Source organism: Pleionea mediterranea, assembly GCF_003148745.1.
In the GTDB taxonomy this organism is placed as follows: domain Bacteria; phylum Pseudomonadota; class Gammaproteobacteria; order Enterobacterales; family Kangiellaceae; genus Pleionea; species Pleionea mediterranea.
The window spans coordinates 138,441-156,515 of the sequence record NZ_QGGU01000010.1; the positions used below are offsets into that span (position 1 = coordinate 138,441).

Here is an 18,075-nt window from a genome sequence, read left to right on the forward strand (position 1 = left end):
TTTTTGGTTCCTTTTTTAGCTCTTGAAAAAAGGAACTCGCATACAGCGATAGCGATGCGAAACTCGAAACTCGAAACTCGAAACTCGAAACTTAAAACTTAAAACTTACAAAAACCGTTTCAAATAATTCCCCACTAACACCAGTGGTAAATACCGCCAGGTCCTATACCGCCACTGTTTAATCCGTATAATCTCGGACTGCTCGCGAATACTGTTAATCTGATCCAACAGTTGCTGCAAAATGGATTTATTTCTAAACAATAAAATCAACTCATAATTAATAAACAAGGATCGAAAGTCCATATTAGCAGAACCAATGATCGCTTGTTGACCGTCAACCACCATCACTTTGGCGTGCAGCATACGCGGTTGAAACTCATGGATATTGATGCCCGCTTCCAGTAGCTTGGAAAAATAACCACGAGCAACCCAGTCAATAAACTGACTGTCGGATCGTTTGGGAATAAATAATTGAATATCGACACCTCGTTTTGCGGCGGCGATTAAGGTTCGTATGGTGTAGCCATCGGGCACAAAATAGGGCGTAATTAAAACAATGGATTGTTTTGCCTGTTGGATTAACTGCCGAATGTGTTTGCGCAATTTCACCCGGCATTTATGATTCACATTGGTGATCACCAAAGTATCGCCCACTTCGGCTTCGCGAGTGGAGCGGTGTTTGCCCAGCCAGAATTTTTTTGACTGCTGCTCAATAGCCTGTGCCAGTTTGCTTTGACAGGACACATGAAAGTCCAGCCATCGCTCTTCGCCAACACAACGCCTGGAACTTTTATGGTGAATATTATAGCCACCAACAAACGCCTGCTTACCATCTAAAGTCAGTACTTTTTTATGATTGCGAATGTTAAATCGAAGAGGGTTACGCCAGCTCCAACGATGAAACCATTTAAACTTTACCGACTTGTTAAATTTTTTCCGCAGCAGACTGAACGTTCGCCATTGCATACTGCCGGCGGCGTCTAAAATAATATACACATCAACCTGGCGATCACTCGCGGCATTAACCGCTTCAACAAATCGCTGCCCTACTTCATCAAATAAAAACGTATAGGTTTCTAAATAAATCGATTGTTCAGCATTTTCAATGGCCTCGATCATGGCGTCGTAGAGTTCATCGCCTTCACTAAACAATCGTGTTACGTAATCGGTTTTACTGGAGTCATGTTCAGAGCGGTTCGACTCACTATTTTTTTCGATATTCGTTTCGATACGAGTTTTAATATTCGTTTTAATTTTAGAATCGCGGCTCATATTGTTGTTCGCATGATTGATCGCTTGACTGATCGATTGGTTGCCCCTGTGATCGATAGCTTAATCAACATTAGTTTTTATCGTTTAAACAGGATATCGCCCGCTGTATATCCTGCAGTAAGTCCTGTTTATTTTCGCAGCCAACACTGAGTCGAATTAAACCTTGCGACACATCATCGGTGCCCCATCGTGCACGTCTTTCCGCCATGGTGTGCATACCCCCAAAACTGGTTGCCTGATATATCAGCTGAGTATTGGCTAAAAACTTATCGGCCATTGTTTGACTGCCCAAATCAAAACTGATGATAAAACCAAAATGATGCATTTGCTGTTTGGCAATGGCGTGCGATGGATCATCGGGCAAGCCCGGATAACGGATCGCTTTCACTTGTGGCTGCTGCGTTAAAAACTCGGCAATGGCCATAGCATTATTGGTCATGCGCTCAAGTCGCATATCGAGACTGCCCAAACCACGATGCACCAGCCAGGTTTCCATGGGCCCCGGAATATTACCGGATAACTTGCGCCATAACTGCATTGCATCAAACAGGGCATCACTGTTGGTGGCCACATGACCAAACACCACATCGCTGTGACCGTTTAATGCTTTGGTGTCGGAACACATCACAATATCGGCACCGAGCAATAACGGCTTCTGTCCCAGTGGCGTGGCGGTGGTGTTATCGATGGCCAAAATACCGCCGCAGGCATGTACTTTATCGACCAACTTTTGAATATCCACCACATCCAGCAGAGGATTACTGGGCGATTCAATAAACACCAGTTTTACTCCGGTAAAATCTTGCTGCAGCAGTTCAACCGTTGCTACGCGCTTAACGGTTACGCCAAACTTTTGTAAAAACTGCTCTGCGTAAGCGACACTTGGGTAGTAGCCGTCGGTGGGCAATACAATGGTATCACCCGCTTCCACCAGCGCGGTCATCACCGCTGCTGCCGCCGCCATCCCCGATGGAAAGATAATCGCTCGCCCCTGCTCCAACGCCCCTATTGCCTGCTCCAATGCATCCCATGTGGGGTTATGAAACCGCGCGTATTGATGCACATTGTCATCCACCTCACCGGATAAATGAAACGTACTGGCAAACACCGGCCCCTGATTAAACGCCTGTCCCTGCTTTGCAGATGGCGCACCCGCATGCACGGTTGCAGTCGCCCTGTTTGGAGTTTTATTGTTCGGTGTTGGTTGGTTGTTTTGGCTCATGATGGTACTGGACTCATGCTGGCGATTGGTTTAACCGAGGGTTTGTATTTTGTTTGGCTATCATAGGGGATTGATGTGGTTTTTGTCATCTTTTGGTGAGGATAATTTGGCTTGTTAAGAATTAATTATATTGATCATTGTTCGGAGACTTGTTTTTAATCCATAGAAAAGATTGAGATTGTTACGCTGCGCTGTATGCATTGTTTTAGACGGATTTTTACCTGTATATACTTTCTCTTCCACCGCCAAGTAACTTACTCTGAGTTACTTCTATAAAAATAATACAGAGTGTTTCGCATCGCTAACGCTGTATGCGACCTACTTTTCTCAAGAGCTAGAAAAGTAGGCAAAAGAGCCCTTTTCCGTTATCACGGGGATATTCGTTTTGAGTGTACAGGAAGTTTTGAATTTATACTGAGACTAATTTGTTGACAGATAATTGCTGACGCGCATTTCAAGACATACACCCATTATTGTCTGTAATAATTAAAAAACTTATGATCGAGTCATATTTCTACACACTCTTGTAGTAAAGCACATACTTACAGCAACTCTATACGTACTTATGTTGCTCGCGCCAGCAGTCATCAGGCGCTAAATACCTTTAAATTTAGGTTGCTATTAACAAACATTACTGAGCAAATTGCTAGCGCAGCGAAAGGGCATTTTTGCTTACTTTTTATTGCTCTTGAAAAAAGTGAGTCGCCCAGCGGGGCGAAATAAGGCATACACAGATAAGAATAAATTATAAAACAGTGGATACAATGTTAGCGATGCGAAACTCGAAACTCGAAACTCGAAACTTATATAAAAAAACTTCCCATAAAAAAATACCCCTTATCACCAACAAAAAATTAGCGTAGAGTACTCAACCTCACTCCAACCAATCTCAACACAAAAAATCTCCTTCACCCTATGCCACAGTCCAAACTACTCCCCCCTTTACTTACCATAACAGCGTTATGCGCTTTTGCCGCTAACTCTGTACTTTGCCGGTTGGCACTTGGAGAAAATACCATTGATCCGGCAAGCTTTACGGTGGTGCGTTTAATATCGGGCGCTTTGGCATTAGGCATAATAGTGATGCTGCGATCAAACGCTTCTTCAAGCTCAACAACAGAGACAATTTCCAAACAATCTTTTAATCCGTCACAAAAACCAACTGGTACTCAAACCGGGTTAGCTCGAACCTGGTTAGCCCCAATTATGTTATTCACTTACGCCATTAGTTTTTCCTTCGCCTATGTGTCATTAGACACAGCAACCGGAGCGTTAATTTTATTTGCCACGGTTCAGTTTTCCATGCTTGGGATTAATTTATTGAATGGAACCAAACTGCGAGCGGTCGAGTGGCTTGGTGCCATGGTATCCCTCAGCGGTTTTGCATTACTGATGCTGCCCGGTGCAACTCAGCCATCACTGTTTGGCTTTATTCTGATGGTAATATCGGGTATCGCCTGGGCGATTTATACACTGGAAGGCAAGCGCTCGTTTCAACCTGTGCGAAATACCGCAGTAAACTTTTGGCGCTCAGTGCCATTTGCAGTTGCTTTATTGATAGCGGCATTACTCTATCTGCCAATCACTCTCAGCACCCAGGGTATTCTATTGGCCGTCGCATCTGGCGTGGTTGCCTCGGCACTCGGTTACACCATCTGGTACAGCGCTTTGCGCCACTTAACCGTAACACTGGCGGCTTTATCTCAACTAACCGTGCCCTTAATTGCAGCAATCGGCGGCCTGCTCTGGGTCGGCGAAACACTCACCAGTAACCTGATACTGTCCGGCAGCTTAATTTTAGGCGGCATTTTTCTGGTGATTATCCGCCCCGGTGTTAAAACTTAACGCCTTTTTAATGCCCCGTTATTCAAGTCATATTTTCACATCTTGCCATTCGCAACTCGCAACTCTCTTTTCTCGAACTTCATCCTTAAGACTTAAAACTTAAAACCTCAACTCTTAACTCGCAACTCGCAACTCGAATCTCATATATCGCATCTATAAGCATTAATAATGAATCAGTTCCGCAATCTCACACTAGAAACCAATTATTCATGGCGAGCCTATCAACCTTTGAGTAATCTTTAGTCAATAAAAATCATTATAATGATAAAGGAGTATGACTATGAGGCTGATAGTTGGCATCGTGTTGACCTTAACAGCATGTTCAATGTCGTTTGCATCGAATACATTGATAGAAGGGTTTGCAAAATGGCAGGCGGATCGCATCGAGCGAATTGCCGTCGATCAGGCGCTTGAGGACATTGCCGCAAACACCTATGTGAAAAAATACTTTTCCAAAACGTCATCCTCCATTGAGTTTTACGACAGCATTTCCGGACAACGACTGATCCCTCTGATGCAGGTTTACTTTCAGGAAGACTTGAATAACTTTGACACCATTACGTTATGTTTAAAGTATCGATTTAAGAATCATCTCGATAATCCAACCAGCGCTGATATTGATGCCATAGCCACACTGTTTAAAGGTCTGCAAAAACTGGTGAGCGACAATAATAGCAAACTGTTTACTGCACAGGACTTTATTAAAACCTATTGTCAAAATGTTACCAACAAGCAACTAAAATCCAGCCGATTTATATTGACTGAAATACAACAAGTCTCGGCGGTTAAATCTCGTGTACAAAGCAAATTCACCCTTGACGAAAGAGCATTAAAGCAGGCATTAATCGCTTCTTTTTCCGATAAAGTGCTTTCCGAAAAACAGGCAGAAAATGTTCTTTATTTTGCAAAACGATTGATTCAATTGATTGAAGATATAGAAACAAGCATGGGCGTTATTGAAAATAACGACAATTCCATAACCTATGTTCAAAAAGCTCATCATATGCTGCTGATCATTGATTTAATTGGCACAGCAGCAGAAAACCTGCTTAATTTTGAAGGCTTTAATATTTCGAAATTAAACCGCTTGAAAAATATTTCACTGTTTTTAGCCGGACTGGCGGATGCCGCCAATTCAAAAGACGGTGCCGATCAGGTGGTGGCCATTTTAAACCAATACGTTAATGAGCAAGACACTTATAACCGAAAACGTCACAACACGGCCTATTTAGCCTTTGTCCGCAAAAATGACTTTACCAGCGATAAACCAGAAAAAATTAATTACATAAGCAGTTGCCGGGTTGCTCAAATATTACCGTGTCGCGATACTCTATTTTTATCCTCTTATTATGGATTATCCATTATGAAGCTGGATGAACAAAGCATTGGCGATAGTGAATGGACCGGCCGTGCCTATGGACCGGTGGGTGTTGAATTAAAAATTGCCAGCTATCGCGGTAGTCCTATTACCCTAGGCTATGCACCCATCGATATTGGCAATTACATTACCGCTGAACTAAAAGGCGACAGCTACGATGCAAAAACCGAAGACATATTATCGCCCAGTATTTTCTTTTCATGGTCTGCCGCCAGCCGACCCTTTTCCATATTAGTCGGCTACCAAAAAGACATAAAAATCGATAATGGATTAACCGAAGACTCAGCGTTTATTTCATTTGCATTTGACTTACCCATTGCAACGATTTACTAATTATAAACATTCAACACTCTAGTAAAATAAGGTATGAAATCATTTATAAGTAATGATAGAGCTAACAATAGAACTGACACAGTAATTAGTAATTAATTACTGTGCTCATATAATTACTTAAACAGCTAACCATGACGAATGTATTTCTTAAAATGCGCGTCAGCAATGATCACTCAACACAAGCGTCTCAGAATTAATCTATTACGCTATTAACACACTGAGCGAATATCCCCGTGATAACGAAAAGGGCTTTTTCAGTTCCTTTTTTCTGGCAGTTAATAATTTGCAATATCTAGAGGAAAGAATCAAAAGCGTTTCGCATCGCTAACGCTGTATGCGAGTTACTTTTATCAGACGAGATAAAAGTAACCAAAAACTCTGGATCGCTGACCGTTAATAGCTCCTGCATTAACGGCATTCACTACGTCCATGTAGATTCGCTAGCAATTTGTTTAGAATATTTTGGAAATAACTTTTACAACCGTACGCACTGCATTGAGAGATGATTGCTGACGCGCACTTCAAGACATACACTCATCATTGATTGTAGTCTCTGTAAATATATGAACACCTTTAGGTACAAAGGCTAAATAGTGAAGCACCAGTTTACAGCCCTTCTTAACGTACTTATGTTGCTCGCGTCAGCAATGATCACTCAACACAAGCTTTTCAGAATTAATCCATTACGCTATTAACACACTGAACGAATATCCCCGTGATAACGGAAAAGGGCTTTTTTGGTTCCTTTTTTAGCTCTTGAAAAAAGGAACTCGCATAAAGCGTTAGCGATGCGAAATGGTTACTGCACTTAATGAAAAGCTATTAACCAACAATAAAAAATGAGATTGTAACCAAAAGAAATGCTGGAAATTCCCTATCCTCATATAATCACATAAACAACTAACCATGACGAATGTATGTCTTGAAATGCGCGTCAGCAATGATCACTCAACACAAGCGTTTCAGAATTAATCCATTACGCTATTAACACACTGAACGAATATCTCCGTGATAACGGGAAAGGCTTTTTTGGTTCCTTTTTTAGCGAAGCTACATGGACGTAGTGAATGCAGTTAATGCAGGAGCTATTAACTGCCAGAAAAAAGGAACTCACAACCGACAAGAACGTCGAAAATGCCGTTTATGAATGGAACAATAATCGGCCATGCAAGCGTTAGCGATGCGAAACGTTTTTAATTTTAATTCAAAAAACAACCGCAAAACTACGCCAACAACCTCTCAACTATCCCCTTATTCGCTTCTGGAAACTCAAGCCGCTCTATATCCGCTAATTCAAACCAGCGTACCTGCTGGCCTTCCTGACCGTCAGGTTCACCAGTAAACACAGAAACCGAATAGAAATGCAAAACAACCTGTTTGTCGCCGTAATCAAACTCAACGGTGTCAAATAGCTGACAACTAGTCAGGTCAATTTCAATGGCAATTTCTTCACGACACTCTCTGATAAGTGCCTGCAATGGCGTTTCATTGTCATCCAGTTTACCACCGGGAAACTCCCACTTTCCGCCTTGAGGTTTGTCATCAGGGCGTTTTGCCAGTAATACTTTATTATCTTTAACAATGATGGCAGCGGCGACATGTATCATAAGCGTATCTTTACTGTTTGTTTAAAATTGATGTTTAAAATATTGGCGTTTAAAATTTTTAACGTTCAAAAGCGATTAAACTTTATAAAAACTCGAAGCTGAAGCAACAAAAAAGCCCGAAGCACTAAGTGTTTCGGGCTTATGATGCTTACACCATCAACTTATTTAAGTTTGCCGTGGCATTGCTTGAATTTTTTACCGGAACCGCAAGGACAAGGATCGTTTCGGCCAACTTTAACCCCGTCACGTACAAAAGGTGTGGCCGGTTGAGCGCCAGACTCTTTAGCTCCCGCATTATCGTTTGCCATTGCATTGGCTTGCTGATGCTGGAAATTCATTTTTTGCGCTTCTGCTTCTTTACGTCGCTGCTCTTCAACGGCTGCAGCATCTTCTTCAGAACGCACCTGAACTTTTGATAGCACATTGACCACTTCGTGCTTTAATGACTCAAGCATTCCGGTAAACAGTTCAAAGGCTTCGCGTTTATATTCTTGCTTAGGATTTTTTTGAGCATAACCACGTAAATGAATACCCTGCCTTAAATGATCCATCGCCGCAAGATGTTCGCGCCAATGAGAGTCGAGCGTCTGTAGCATCACGGATTTTTCAAAATGACGCAGAACTTGTCCACCAACGGCTTCTTCTTTGGCTTTGTAATTATCAGTAACGACTTCAAAGATTTTTTCACGCAGCTTATCTTCGTGAAGCTCTTCATCTTCTTCCAGCCATTTTTTAACTGGCAGCTCAATCAAGTATTCATTTTTCATGTGCTCTTCGAGCCCATTGATATCCCACATACTGTCAATGCTTTGCGGTGGAATATATTGACTGATGTCTTCGTTCAGAACATCAAAGCGCACGGCGTCAATGGTTTCGGAAATATCATCGGTCGACATCAGCTCATGACGTTGTTCATAAATGACTTTACGCTGATCGTTGGCAACGTCATCGTACTCCAGCAACTGTTTACGAATATCAAAGTTACGGGCTTCTACTTTGCGCTGTGCGTTTTCAATAGCGCGAGTAACCATTTTGTGTTCGATGGCTTCGTCTTCTTCCCAACCTAATTTACGCAACATATTGACCATACGCTCGGGTGCAAAAATTCGCATCAGATCATCATCGAGTGACAAGAAGAAACGGCTTAAGCCCGGATCACCCTGTCGACCGGCACGGCCTCGCAACTGATTGTCGATACGTCGTGATTCATGACGTTCGGAACCTATGATTGCCAGACCACCAGCTTCTAGAACTTGTTGATGACGCTCTTTCCATTCGCTTTCAAGTGCTTCAAGTTTTTTATTTAACTCACTCTCTGGCTTGTCTTTGTACTTTTGCTTAAGCGCTTCGGTTTCCGCTTTTATGTTACCGCCAAGAACAATATCGGTTCCTCGACCGGCCATATTGGTCGCAATGGTCACAACACCTGGGCGACCAGCATCAGCAATAATTTGCGCTTCCTGCTCATGGAATTTGGCGTTAAGGACTTTATGTTCAATTTTCTTTTGTTTTAATACGGACGATAAAATCTCAGAGGTTTCAATGGACGCGGTACCCACCAATATTGGCTGACCTTTTTCACGACACTCTTCGATTTGTTCAATTAATGCTTTGTATTTGGCATCACGGGTTAAGAAGACCAGGTCCGCCATATCGTTCCGGATCATGGGTTTATTGGTTGGAATAACCACAACTTCCAGACCATAAATTTGTTGTAACTCAAACGCCTCGGTATCGGCAGTACCAGTCATACCGGAAAGTTTGTCGTAGATTCGGAAATAATTCTGGAATGTTATGGAAGCAAGCGTCTGGTTTTCGTTTTGAATGGCAACGCCTTCTTTTGCTTCAACCGCCTGATGCAACCCTTCTGACCAACGACGACCCGGCATGGTTCGGCCCGTGTGTTCATCAACAATAACAATTTCGCCGTCCTGAACAATATAGTCCACGTCAATTTTAAACAGGGTATGTGCTCGTAAAGCGGCATTAACATGATGCAATAAGGAAATACTTTGCGCCGAGTAAAGCGTTTGTCCTTCGTCAAGTAAACCGGCTTCGGTCAATAACTCTTCAACTCTAATTTGGCCACTCTCGGTAAAGTGAACCTGTTTGCTTTTCTCGTCAATGGTGTAATCGCCTTCTTTTTCCACCACTTCTTTTTCGTCTTCACCGGAAACGATTTGCTCTTTCAGTTTTGGAATAAGGCCATTCATTTTTTTGTAAAGCGCGGAACTGTCTTCCAGCGATCCGGAAATAATCAACGGCGTTCGGGCTTCATCAATTAAAATGGAGTCAACTTCATCCACCACGGCAAAGTTAAGTTCGCGCTGTACTTTTTCTTCCAGACTGAACGCCATGTTGTCACGCAGATAATCGAAACCAAACTCGTTGTTGGTTCCATAAGTGATATCACACTGATAAGCCTGCTGTTTCACTTCATGGGACTGGCCAGATAATACGCAGCCCACGGAAAGTCCTAAAAACTCGTACAAGGGACGCATCCAGTCCGCATCACGTTCCGCCAGGTAATCATTCACGGTAATGATATGAACGCCTTTGCCGGATAATGCGTTCAGGTAGGCCGGCAGGGTTGCCACCAGGGTTTTACCTTCACCGGTACGCATTTCAGAAATTTTGCCATCATGAAGCACCATGCCGCCGATAAGCTGCACATCAAAGTGGCGCATACCCATTACACGCTTACTGGCTTCACGAGCCACGGCAAAAGCTTCATTTAAAATATCGTCGAGTGTTTCACCATCGTTTAAACGTTGCTTGAATTGATCGGACTTAGCCTTTAACTCATCGTCACTCAATGCTTCCAGCTCAGGTTCCATCGCATTGATAAGATCCACTTGCTTCTCGAGTCGCTTAAGAATACGTTGATTTCGACTGCCGAAGATTCTGGTTAAAAATTGTCCGAACATGTAAATACTCTTTTATTGTTGTGGTGTTAACGGTTATGCAGTGTTAACAAAAATTTACGGTGAAACGCCAATCGCGGCCAGCATTGTACCCTATTACACGCGGGGGTAAAACGCGAAACACTCAAATGGAAGTGGTATAAATGGGGATGAAACTGACTTTTACAAGACAACAAAAAAACGGCGAGTTTTGAGCTCGCCGTTTGGGTAAACAATAAACTGTTTTGACAGTTAAATTATGATTTACTGCGCCGATTCACATAACGTAGCGGGTTGATCTGCCGACCATTTTTCAGGATTTCATAATGCACATGGGCACCGGTTGATCGGCCAGAATTGCCCATTTCAGCAATTTGCTGATTTTTACTGATCACTTCGCCCACTTTCACCAGTGCGGTTTTGTTGTGACCGTAACGGGTGACAAAGCCGTCACCGTGGCTAATTTCAATCAACAATCCATAACCGTGGCGATCGCCAACAAACGACACAACCCCTGCTGCGGTTGATACGACAGGAGCGCCTTCTTTACCCGCAAAGTCCAGACCAGCATGCCAGGCAGGTCGGCCCGAGAAAGGATCCGTCCGGCGGCCGTAAAACGACGACATCCAGCCTTTGGTGATGGGTCGACCGGAAATATAGCTTTCCACACCAATGTGCTTATCAAGTACCAGAGATTCAATGGCGGATAACTGTTGCTCACGACTTAGCAGCTGGCTGCTTAAATCATCCAGTAAGGTTAAAAACTCAGCATCACTGCTGTTGCTGCTAACCGACTCAGGCTCTTCTGGACCACCTATAGCAGGCGGTTGAGAAAAATTGAATTCATTGGCATCGATACCGGCTATATTGGCAATGCGGGAGCCGGCTGCGTCCAGGCGTCGAACATGGGCCTGTAAAATACCAAGGCGTGCGGTCAGGGCATTTAATTTTTTCTGTGAACGTTCTTTGGCTTTATCCAGTTCAGTCCGCTGATCGGCCAATTGAGTACGCCAATCGTTAATGGTGTCCTGATCGACACTGGCAATGTGGCCTCTATACTTGGCCAGCTGATAACCACCAACAGCAGTAATCACTGGCAAGGTAACCGCAAAGGTCAACAATGACATAATGCCAAGCTTGGTCACTTTGAGGCTGCGGATCCCATTACGGGATCGCTGTAATATTGTAAAACTCATCTATCCAACACCCTTATAATTTCAGCTCACTTTCTATCGAAGTGATTTCTTTTTGTTATAATTCGGTTTGCAACACTGCCTTAATAACAGGGTTATTAGCAAAGCTAATACTGACGCTGTGCCAGAAACCCCTTATTATTGCAATAAAATCAACACTTTAGTTGTCGTTTTAATTAACGACCATCAATCTTAACGATTATGCTTAAATCAGCAGGCATAACGCCTTAACCGCAGGATCCGCTTGTTTATGTCAAAAACACGCCCAGAACCCATCAATAGTTTATCGGATAAAGCCGACGGATCTTTAAGGTTTATTTTGGACAATTTAGCAAGAATCAAGCAGTTAGACCATATAGTTAAAGCTAAATTGAGCCAAAAGTTAACATCTCACTGCCGAATTATCAATTATCGTGATAATCGACTGGTCATCGCCGTTGAATCTTCCAGCTGGGCAACCCGGTTAAAATTCGAACTGCCAAATTTACTGTCAAGTCTACGGGCGGATGGTTTTCCTGGCTTAAGGGCCATCGATATTAAAGTGGCTGAATCGGATCAAAACAGCATTTAAGCAGCTTGCCCATACTCAACAACTCAACAACCAATTCACAACCACCGCTTCTATTAAAAACAAAAAAGCCAAAGCATCAGGCTCTGGCTTTTAGGCTAACCCATTGTATTCTAACGATTTTATACCGATAAAATAGGGTTCATAATGTAAGAGATAGGCGCCGCAGTGGCGTCTTCAAAGGTAACGGTTTCCCAAGCTTCGGCGTCTGCAATCAACGCACGCAATAACTTGTTATTTAACGCGTGACCCGATTTGTAACCTGCGAATGATCCCACCAGACTGTTACCCAGTAAGTAAAGATCACCAATGGCATCCAAAATCTTGTGCTTAACGAATTCGTCTTCGTAACGTAAACCGTCTTCGTTCAAGATTCGATAATCATCCAGAACAATGGCGTTATCAAGGCTTCCGCCCTGTGCCAGGTTTTTCGAACGTAAATACTCAATATCATTCATAAAACCGAAGGTACGGGCACGGCTCACTTCCTTAACAAACGAGGTGCTGGAAAAGTCGATAACCGAGGTTTGCGAACGATCTTTAAAAATGGGGTGATCAAAATCGATGGTAAAGGCAACTTTAAAGCCATCAAAGGGTTCGAAAACGGCTTTTTTGTCGCCATCTTCAACCACCACTCGCTTTTTGATCCGAATGAATTTTTTTGCTTTGCTCTGCTCTTCGATACCAGCAGATTGCAATAGGAATACGAAAGGTCCAGAGCTACCGTCCATAATGGGTACTTCTGGCGCAGATACATCAATAAAGGCGTTATCAACACCCAGGCCGGCCATTGCCGCCAATAAATGCTCTACGGTTGAAATTCTTACATCGCCTTTGATCAGGCAGGTTGACAAGGTTGTATCGCCAACATTTTCTGGAGCAGCTGCAATTTCTACGACAGGCTCAAGATCAACACGGCGGAATACAATGCCGGTATCCACGGGTGCAGGTCGTAAGGTTAAATATACTTTTTCACCGGTATGCAAGCCAACGCCGGTTGCGCGAATGGCTGTACGCAAAGTACGCTGTCTAATCATTAAGCTTTCACTCCAAAATACTGTTTCTACGGAGCTCCACTCCTACGTACCTTCCATGAGGGAGCGAGATCCTACCAGATAAGAAATATCTGTGAAACATTTTTTGTGTATTTTTCACACAATTTGAGAATTAAATCAAATTTTAACACTTTTACGAGCTTTTACTGACTAACTGGCTCATATTTCTCAAATTTATCTCACTTTGAAATCAACTGTTTCGAAGCGAACTTCTGTTAAGTGGCAAAATACCCAAACCGCTTAACCAGACCCTCTCAAAAAACTTAAAACAGACAGGTGCAGAAGGGAGGCACCTGTCTGTGACTGACTTATCTGCTTTTTTAATCACTGTGAATGCTGAACGGGGCAATCACAATTGATTCGTAAAAAACAATTCAGGGTTAGTCGGCCTGTTTTCTTAAAAATGCAGGAATATCCAGATAATCCATATCACTGCCCGCCGCTTTGGCTTCGCCACCATTTTGTTGACGAATAACCGTTGGGCGATCCAGCTTTTGGTAATCCGTTGTGCCATCGGCTTTTATATTTTCATCGCTGTTCGACACTAACTTAACAGGCTGCTGGCCTTTGGCTAACAATCCTGTGGCTACCACTGTGACACGTAATTCATCATTAAGTTCAGGATCAATGGCGGTCCCCACAACTACGGTGGCTTCTTCTGAAGCGAAGTCCTGAACGATGCTGCCCACTTCGGCAAACTCATCGATGCTCATGTCTTCACCACAGGTGATATTCACCAGAATGCCTCGAGCACCCGACAAATCAACGTCTTCCAGTAATGGACTGGCAACCGCTGTTTCTGCAGCAACCTGAGCCCGATTATCGCCTGAGGCAATGCCAGTTCCCATCATGGCCATGCCTTTTTCTGACATCACCGTTCGAACATCGGCAAAATCCACATTGATCAAACCAGGACGAGTAATTAACTCGGCAATACCCTGAACAGCACCATGCAGTACGTCATTCGCCGCTTTAAAGGCTTCGGTTAATGCTTTGCCTTTTAATACCGACAAGACTTTATCGTTTGGCACAATGATTAACGAGTCAACATGACGACGTAATTCTTCAATGCCTTCTTCTGCCACTTTCATTCGCTTTTTTAACTCAAAGAAAAAAGGTTTGGTGACTACCGCAACCGTTAAAATGCCCATTTCTTTGGCAATTTCCGCAACCACTGGCGCAGCACCCGTTCCCGTGCCACCACCCATACCGGCGGTTAAAAACACCATATCGGTGTCTTTTAATACTTCCTGAATACGTTCACGATCTTCCAGCGCAGCCTGACGCCCCACTTCCGGATTGGCGCCCGCGCCAAGTCCTTTGGTGATGCTACCGCCCAGCTGAATGCTGGTACGTGCATTGGATTTACTTAAAGCCTGTGCATCTGTATTTGCACAGACAAATTCAACACCGTCGATATTGGCTGCAAGCATATGCTCTACCGCATTGCTGCCACCGCCACCCAGGCCAATGACTTTGATAACGGCATTGTCTTGGCAGTTATCGATTAACTCAAACATGTTAGGCATAGTTATTTCCCCTTCTTATTACAATTTCAACATTGCATTTGTTGCTAACACTGCGTTGTTTTATTACCCAGTGTTAAACCTCGTTTTTCAGCCGACCATTAAAATCCGCTGAACCAATTTTTCATTCGTTCAAACACCGACGTAAAGCTGCCGGTTTTCTGTGGTGTGTAATGATAATCTTTGGTTTGTTGATGTCCGTACAACAGCAAACCAACACCCGTGGCGTAAATAGGATTTCGAACCACATCCGACAATCCCTTAACGTATTGCGGCATTCCCAGACGCACCGGCATATGGAATACTTCTTCGGCCAACTCGATTAAGCCTTCCATTTTCGAAGAGCCTCCGGTTAACACCACACCGGCCGGAATAATTTCTTCAAACCCGCTGCGGCGAAGTTCAGCCTGTATTAAATTGAATAATTCTTCGTAACGCGGCTCCACCACTTCGGCCAATGTTTGGCGAGATAAACGACGCGGCGCTCGCTCGCCAACGCCCGGTACTTCGATGGTATCTTCCAGTGACGTTAATTGACGTAACGCACAGGCGTATTTAATTTTGATGTCTTCTGCGTGTTGTGTAGGCGTTCGAAGAGCCACCGCAATATCGTTTGTTACCTGATCGCCAGCGATAGGAATAACAGCAGTGTGACGAATAGCACCTTCGGTAAAAATCGCAATATCCGTGGTGCCGCCACCAATATCCACCAGACAAACACCTAACTCTTTTTCATCATCGGTCAGTACCGAGTAACAGGACGCTAACTGCTCCAAAATAATGTCGTCCGTATCCAGGCCACACCGGCGAACACATTTAACAATATTTTGTGCGGCACTGACTGCACCTGTAACCATATGAACCTTTGCTTCAAGTCTCACCCCTGACATGCCAATGGGCTCTCGAATACCCTCCTGATTATCGATCACAAATTCTTGTGGCAACACGTGAAGAATTTTTTGATCCGCTGGTATTGCAACGGCTTTGGCCGCATCAATAACGCGATCAACATCTTGCGGGTTCACTTCCTGATCACGAATAGCAACAATGCCATGAGAATTTAAACTGGCGATATGGCTACCGGCGATTCCGGTAAACACCGAGTGTATTTGACAACCCGCCATTAACTCAGCTTCTTCGACAGCCCGTTGGATGGACTGAACCGTCGACTCGATATTAACCACCACACCTTTTTTCAGTCCGCGCGAAGGATGCGAACCAATACCGATAATATCGATTTCATCGTTCGCATTAACTTCACCGACAATCGCAACAACTTTCGATGTTCCAATATCCAGTCCAACAATTAATTTTTTTTCTGGTGCTCTAGTCATAATCGTTCTCTATTTTGTTTCACCCTGAATTTAATGTTGAGCTACCTGCTCTTGCTTTTTATTTTTCCAACCTACTGCCACACCTGATTGATACCGCATATCGATATAAGCTAACCGCTGCTTTTGCTGTTGATTAACTGACTCAACGACGGTTAAAAATCGCTCTAATCGATCCGATAATTCTTTTTTTCCGAGAAACAGCGCTATGCCGTTTTCAAGTTGCATGGTCCATCCATTATGAGGACTCACAGATAGTTCGGTAATTCGAAACTCGTTCTCTGGCATTTGTTCCGAGAAAAAATGATACATGGATAACAAATCCGAAATTTTTCCATAGTTACCGGTTAACAAAGGCAACTGTTCAAATTGTGTCACGTTATCGGCTTGAAACACGATGCCTTCTTTACTGATCAATTTTTCATTATTTAAATTTAACCAGGGCTGATGTTCTTCGACATCCAGCATCAATGTATGCGGCCATACTTTTCGTGCTTTCACCTGCTTAACCCAGGGGTAGGTGAGTATCACTTCTGAAACCTCTGCAACATCCAACGTAAAAAACGAATCATCTATTTCGGCTTTTATATAGCGCTCTAACGATTCAGCCGTAACAAAATCAGGCGCATTTTGAAACGCCACTTTCCAACTTTTAACAGTATTAGATGACTCTGAATCAGTTAACTCAGAGTCCGTTAACTCAGAATTTTTAACAGCACTACCTGCCACCTGATTGTTAACCGCTTTGCTTTTTAACCAGTTAAATACAGGCTGGCTAAACATAAAAACACTCACCGTTACTGCGCCTAAACCGACAATAAAAACAGACAGACGCAACCAACGCTTAAGCGAGGCGCCTGAATCTGATTTTTTAGTGGTCGCCATTTGGCGTTTACGCTGACTCATAAACTTGTTTTTAAAATTTCCAATGTTAAAGCTTCAAATGAAAGCCCTTTATGCAATGCTGCTTTAGGTACCAAACTGGATTCGGTCATACCGGGCACCGTATTCGCCTCAAGTAATTTAAATTGCTGGTTATTATTATCAAAAATAAAATCAACCCGGCCCCAGCCAGAACAGCCTAAAGCGGCAAAAGCGTTAAGCGCCAATTCACCCAATATCGACTCCTGCTCATCCGATAAACCACTGGGACAAAAGTATTCTGTTTCTGACGACTGATACTTGGCTTCATAATCATAAAATTCACGAGGAGTGACCATACTGATACTCGGCAACGCCGTGTTGTTCAAAATGGCAACGGTATATTCTTTGCCATTAATGAATGATTCCACCAGTACTTCACTGTCGTACTGTCGGGCGGTTTCTATGGCACGACACAACTCACCAACGTTTGACGCTTTACTCATGCCAACACTTGAACCTTCATGTGACGGTTTAACAAACACCACAGGACCAAGTTTGGCAATAATGCTGCGAATACTTTGTTCATTCACAGTAAACTCTTCTGAAACCAGAACATGATCCGCTACAGGTAATCCCATCGCTTTCCAAATCATTTTGCTGCGCCATTTATCCATGGCTATGGCAGATCCCAGCACGCCACTGCCGGTGTACTGGATCCCCATAAATTCAAGAGCGGCCTGAATTCGACCATCTTCACCACCCCGGCCATGCAATGCATTCCATACACGAGTGATGTTTTTTGATTTAAGTTGCGATAAATCTTGCTCTTTGGGATCAAAGGCTTGCGCATCTATACCCATTTTCTTAAGCCCTTTAATAACAGCTTCACCAGAACGTAACGATATTTCACGCTCTGCTGAGTCGCCGCCCAAAAGGACTACAACTTTGCCAAACTGTTGATTAAGTGCATCGGTCATT

13 protein-coding genes are annotated in these 18,075 nt (G+C 43.4%); 3 read left to right on the forward strand and 10 right to left on the reverse strand.

Features of this window, described 5'->3' with window-relative positions; translation table 11 throughout:
* Positions 1-105: 105 nt before the first annotated feature.
* Positions 106-1,272: a phospholipase D-like domain-containing protein gene (locus tag C8D97_RS14195; RefSeq protein ID WP_109764454.1), complete on the reverse strand. Its 1,167-nt coding sequence runs from the start codon at positions 1,270-1,272 to the stop codon at positions 106-108.
* A 70-nt stretch (positions 1,273-1,342) separates the two neighbouring features.
* A complete protein-coding gene (locus C8D97_RS14200) occupies positions 1,343-2,494 on the reverse strand; it encodes a cystathionine gamma-lyase (protein WP_109764455.1) in 1,152 nt (383 codons plus the stop codon).
* A 915-nt stretch (positions 2,495-3,409) separates the two neighbouring features.
* On the opposite strand from C8D97_RS14200, the gene C8D97_RS14205 reads away from it, so the two are divergent.
* Both C8D97_RS14205 and C8D97_RS14210 read left to right on the forward strand, forming a co-directional pair.
* Positions 3,410-4,339 carry a DMT family transporter gene (locus tag C8D97_RS14205; protein WP_109764456.1) on the forward strand — a complete coding sequence of 310 codons (930 nt, stop codon included), beginning with the start codon at positions 3,410-3,412 and terminating at the stop codon, positions 4,337-4,339.
* Positions 4,340-4,619: 280 nt separating this feature from the next.
* The gene (locus C8D97_RS14210) at positions 4,620-6,050 is read left to right on the forward strand and encodes a hypothetical protein (protein ID WP_109764457.1); all 1,431 of its coding nucleotides are present in this window, start codon (positions 4,620-4,622) and stop codon (positions 6,048-6,050) included.
* A 1,223-nt stretch (positions 6,051-7,273) separates the two neighbouring features.
* Here the strand turns inward: C8D97_RS14210 and mutT are convergent.
* The 3 genes from mutT to C8D97_RS14225 all read right to left on the reverse strand — a co-directional run bounded on the left by mutT (position 7,274) and on the right by C8D97_RS14225 (position 11,756).
* Positions 7,274-7,657: an 8-oxo-dGTP diphosphatase MutT gene (gene mutT, locus C8D97_RS14215; protein WP_109764458.1), complete on the reverse strand. Its 384-nt coding sequence runs from the start codon at positions 7,655-7,657 to the stop codon at positions 7,274-7,276.
* Between the two features lie 161 nt (positions 7,658-7,818).
* Entirely contained in the window at positions 7,819-10,584 is a 2,766-nt protein-coding gene (gene secA, locus C8D97_RS14220; protein WP_109764459.1) for a preprotein translocase subunit SecA, read from the reverse strand.
* 233 nt (positions 10,585-10,817) lie between these two features.
* Positions 10,818-11,756 (reverse strand): M23 family metallopeptidase, encoded by a 939-nt coding sequence (locus C8D97_RS14225; RefSeq protein WP_109764460.1) that lies wholly within the window; start codon positions 11,754-11,756, stop codon positions 10,818-10,820.
* Between the two features lie 247 nt (positions 11,757-12,003).
* On the opposite strand from C8D97_RS14225, the gene C8D97_RS14230 reads away from it, so the two are divergent.
* Positions 12,004-12,324, forward strand: a complete 321-nt coding sequence (locus C8D97_RS14230) for a DUF721 domain-containing protein (protein WP_109764461.1) — start codon at positions 12,004-12,006, stop codon at positions 12,322-12,324.
* A gap of 119 nt (positions 12,325-12,443) precedes the next feature.
* Here C8D97_RS14230 and lpxC read toward each other — a convergent pair whose 3' ends face one another.
* From lpxC to C8D97_RS14255, 5 genes are all read right to left on the reverse strand, one after another.
* Entirely contained in the window at positions 12,444-13,358 is a 915-nt protein-coding gene (gene lpxC / locus C8D97_RS14235; protein WP_109764462.1) for a UDP-3-O-acyl-N-acetylglucosamine deacetylase, read from the reverse strand.
* 398 nt (positions 13,359-13,756) lie between these two features.
* Positions 13,757-14,896, reverse strand: a complete 1,140-nt coding sequence (gene ftsZ / locus C8D97_RS14240; RefSeq protein ID WP_109764507.1) for a cell division protein FtsZ — start codon at positions 14,894-14,896, stop codon at positions 13,757-13,759.
* Between the two features lie 107 nt (positions 14,897-15,003).
* On the reverse strand, positions 15,004-16,236 hold the full coding sequence (ftsA, locus tag C8D97_RS14245; protein WP_109764463.1) for a cell division protein FtsA: 1,233 nt from the start codon (positions 16,234-16,236) through the stop codon (positions 15,004-15,006).
* Positions 16,237-16,266: 30 nt separating this feature from the next.
* Positions 16,267-17,139, reverse strand: coding sequence for a cell division protein FtsQ/DivIB (locus C8D97_RS14250; RefSeq protein ID WP_109764464.1), 873 nt, complete (start codon positions 17,137-17,139; stop codon positions 16,267-16,269).
* Positions 17,136-18,074 (reverse strand): D-alanine--D-alanine ligase, encoded by a 939-nt coding sequence (locus C8D97_RS14255; protein ID WP_109764465.1) that lies wholly within the window; start codon positions 18,072-18,074, stop codon positions 17,136-17,138. Before C8D97_RS14255 ends, C8D97_RS14250 begins: the two co-directional genes overlap by 4 nt.
* Position 18,075 lies beyond the last annotated feature (1 nt).